This window comes from Streptomyces colwelliae (assembly GCF_048158785.1).
Lineage (GTDB): Bacteria > Actinomycetota > Actinomycetes > Streptomycetales > Streptomycetaceae > Streptomyces.
Map to the genome: position 1 here is coordinate 1 of NZ_JBLTJC010000642.1, position 3,365 is coordinate 3,365.

The window sequence follows — 3,365 nt, forward strand, 5'->3', positions numbered from 1 at the left end:
GTCGAATCAGACGAGCGGATGGCCGCGATGCTGCCCGGCGCGCTGGAGCAGGTGCTCGTGCCACGGTGCGGTGCGGTGCGTGGACGCGGTGTTCACAGGGGCCGGGGATGTGGTCGGGGCGGCCGTGGCGTTCACAGTGTTCGCGGTGTTCACAGCGCTCGAGGCGTTCGGGGTGTTCCGGGCGGCGTGGGTGTTCGGCGTGTTCACAGCCGCCGCGGCGCTCCCCTCTCGCCCCCTGTGAACTCCGCGTCCACGCACCGCACCGCACCGTGGCACGAGCACCTGCTCCAGCGCGCCGGGCAGCATCGCGGCCATCCGCTCGTCCGAACCGGCGCTCACGTCCAGCCAGACGGTGGGGCGTTCATGGATGAGGAGCAGAGCGCAGCCTGCGTACACCAGGGCGGCGACCGGACCCTCGGGGTGGCCGACGAGTTGCTGCCAGACCCGTTCACGCAGCGGGACTTCGGCGAGTTTCCCCTGCTTGCGCAGCCAGGACTCGATCTCGGCGAGGGCGAAGGCGGGGCTGGTCTCGGTGCCGCCGACCGGCTTGGGGAAGTCCGCGTGGCGGCGGCGCCAGTTGCTGACGGCGGCCCGGCCGACGCCGGCGAGCCGTGCGATACCGGCGGCGGTCACCTCTGTCGCGCTGTCCTGCACTCGCCCCACTCCCCTCGTCGCACCGGCCTCGCCGCGTCCGCGCCGTCCCTGCGCCGTCTCCGCGTTGTGTGCGCGCCGCATCCGTGCTGCACCTGCCGTCCGTCTGTGACGCCGAGCATACCGACGCACGCAAGATCTACCCCTTCACGGCCGTGTACACACGACTTCTCGTGAACCGTGTTGACTCGGTTCACAGCCTCTGCTCTTATTGACTCAGCGAACGAGCGACCGCCGGAGGGAGGCGGTCGCCGTGTCGGGGAGGGGACAGCCATGGGGATAAAGGGCAGGCTCACGCTGAGCGCTGTCGTGGGGGTCGTCGTCATCGGGGTCGTATCGGCGAACGCCAACACCAGTGGCGGGGGCGGCGGTTCGGACAGTGGTTCTGCCAGCAGCACCAAGGGTTCTTCGGCGTCCGCGGAACACAGGACCGCCGCCAAGAAGGACTCGGGCCCGACCGAGGCCGCCGCAAAGAAGAAGGCCGCGTTCGACGGGGACGGCGACTTCCAGGTCGGCACGGACATCAAGCCCGGCACGTATCGCACCAGCGGCAACACCGACGGCATGTGCTACTGGGAGCGGGCCGAGGACGCCTCCGGCGACACGGACTCGCTGCTGGCCAACGACAATGTGAGCGGCACCGGTTACGTCACCGTCGAGGCCACCGACAAGATCTTCAAGTCCAGCGGCTGCAAGGACTGGGAGTCCGTCGACACGAAGGCGCAGGGCTCCCCCGCCACGAAGATGGCCGGCGACGGCGGCATGTTCAAGGTCGGCGTCGACATCGCCCCCGGCACCTACAGGTCCACCGGCAACACGGACGACATGTGCTACTGGGAGCGCGCGAAGGACGCCGAGCACGGGCTGGACTCGATCCTCGCGAACGACAACGTGACCGGCACGGCCGTCGTCACGATCAGCGCGAAGGACGCCTACTTCAAGACGACCGGCTGCGGGAACTGGAAGAAGACGGCCTGACGCTCTGACGTTCAGGTCAGTCAGGTCAGGTCAGGTCAACGTTCTCTTCGGGGCGCCCCCCTCGTCTCGTCACCACTCAACTCGTCACCACCCACCTCCTCATCAAGGAACTGTCATGCGTCGTACCGCACTTGCCGCTCTCTGCCTCACCACCGTGGCCGCCGCGGGACTCGCCGGGTGTCTGCCCGGCGAGGACACGGCGGACAGCAAGCCGAAGGGACCGTTCGCCGGGCTGACCGGTGGCGAGATCGCCGACCGGTCCCTCACCGCCACCACCGGCGCCTCGTCGCTACGGCTGAAGGGCGACATACCCGACGACGAGAGCGGCGGCACGATCCTGATCGACATGGCGCTGAACAAGAAGGGCGAGTGCGCCGGCACGCTGAGCCTGCGCGGCAAGGGCAAGGCCGACATGATCAAGACCGGCGACACCATCTACATGAAGTACGACGAGGCGTTCCTGCGGGCGCAGAGCGACGGCGAGTCCAAGGCGGACACCGACGCGGTCGTGGACATGATGGCCGGGAAGTGGACCAAGATGTCCGCGAAGGGCGAGGACGCCAAGGACATCGCGAGCTTCTGCGATCTGAAGTCGGTGCTCGGCGGCGCCGAGGACGGCAACTCGGACGCGATCCGCGGGAAGACGACCACTGTCGACGGCACTCCGGCGATCGCCCTGCGCGAGAAGGACGGCAAGGACACCTACACGCTGTACGTGGCGACCGAGGGCAAGCCGTATGTGCTGCGCATCGACAGCGTCTCCGCGAAGGACCCGGGGACGCTCACGTTCAGCGAGTACGAGAAGCCGGTACCGGCGACGAAGCCCACCGGCAAGATCCTGGACCTGGACGCGCTGGGCAGCTGAGCCACCGGTCCACTGGGCCACCGGTCCACTGGGCCGCCAAGTCTCCTGTGGCTACGGCACGTTCACGGGGCGTGCCGTAGCCACAGGTCAAAGCCGTGTCACCTCAGTTCGCGTGGAACCTCGCCGGCGCGTTCGTCGGGTTGCCCCCGGTCGGCAGGGCCTGCTTGGAGCAGGTGGAGAGGACCTTCACCATCGCGGCCTTCTCCGCCGAGGTGACCCACAGCCCGTACTTCTTCTTCACGGCGACCTGCGCGGCGACATACGTGCACCGGTACGCCTTGGGCGGCACCCAGGTCGCCGTGTCGCCGTCGCCCTTGCTGCGGTTGGGGCTGGCGCCGACGGTGAGGAGGTTGAGCGGGTCGTTGGCGAGAGCTATGCGCTTGCTGGCGTCCCAGTACTTGGCGCCCTTCTGCCAGGCGTCGGAGAGGGCGACCAGGTGGTCGATGTCGACGAGGCTGGCGCCGCGCTTGTAGACGACTTCCTTGCCGGAGTACGGATCGGATTCGAGGACGCCGTACGACACCTTGCAGTCGCCGTCGGTGAACTTCACCTGCTTCAGGTCCCGTTTGAGGATGTCGTCCCTGGTGTCGCAGCTGTTGGAGTCCGTGTCGGCCCAGGCGCTGCCGAACCGTTCACGGGAGTAACCGGTCTTCGGCGCACGCCCCTTCACGGTCAGGGACTCGGCGGCGGTCAGGGCCGCGCCTCCGCCGGAACCCGTACCGGAGTCTCCACTGGCCGTCGCCTCGGGCGGCACGGGCGGCCGGTCACGTACATCGGGACGTTGCGGCCCTGCTCGATGTGGCGGATCGGGACACCCGCCTCGCTCAGCGACCACTCGAAGGTGAAGCTGCACCCGATCAGGAACGACACC

The 3,365-nt window shown here is 68.4% G+C and carries 3 protein-coding genes and 2 pseudogenes; 2 read left to right on the forward strand and 3 right to left on the reverse strand.

Annotated features, from left to right (window positions below):
• Positions 1-255: 255 nt before the first annotated feature.
• Positions 256-654: pseudogene (locus ACNFOC_RS52495) on the reverse strand (helix-turn-helix transcriptional regulator); the annotation flags it as partial.
• Between the two features lie 270 nt (positions 655-924).
• Here ACNFOC_RS52495 and ACNFOC_RS52500 point away from each other — a divergent pair.
• Positions 925-1,629: an Rv1352/Rv1906c domain-containing protein gene (locus ACNFOC_RS52500; protein WP_416966041.1), complete on the forward strand. Its 705-nt coding sequence runs from the start codon at positions 925-927 to the stop codon at positions 1,627-1,629.
• A 115-nt stretch (positions 1,630-1,744) separates the two neighbouring features.
• A complete protein-coding gene (locus ACNFOC_RS52505) occupies positions 1,745-2,494 on the forward strand; it encodes a hypothetical protein (protein ID WP_416966042.1) in 750 nt (249 codons plus the stop codon).
• A 103-nt stretch (positions 2,495-2,597) separates the two neighbouring features.
• On the opposite strand, the gene ACNFOC_RS52510 is transcribed toward ACNFOC_RS52505, so the two are convergent.
• Both ACNFOC_RS52510 and ACNFOC_RS52515 read right to left on the reverse strand, forming a co-directional pair.
• Positions 2,598-3,248 carry an HNH endonuclease family protein gene (locus ACNFOC_RS52510; RefSeq protein ID WP_416966043.1) on the reverse strand — a complete coding sequence of 217 codons (651 nt, stop codon included), beginning with the start codon at positions 3,246-3,248 and terminating at the stop codon, positions 2,598-2,600.
• A pseudogene (locus ACNFOC_RS52515) lies at positions 3,230-3,365 on the reverse strand (D-glutamate cyclase family protein); the annotation flags it as partial. The pseudogene ACNFOC_RS52515 and the gene ACNFOC_RS52510, both read right to left, overlap by 19 nt.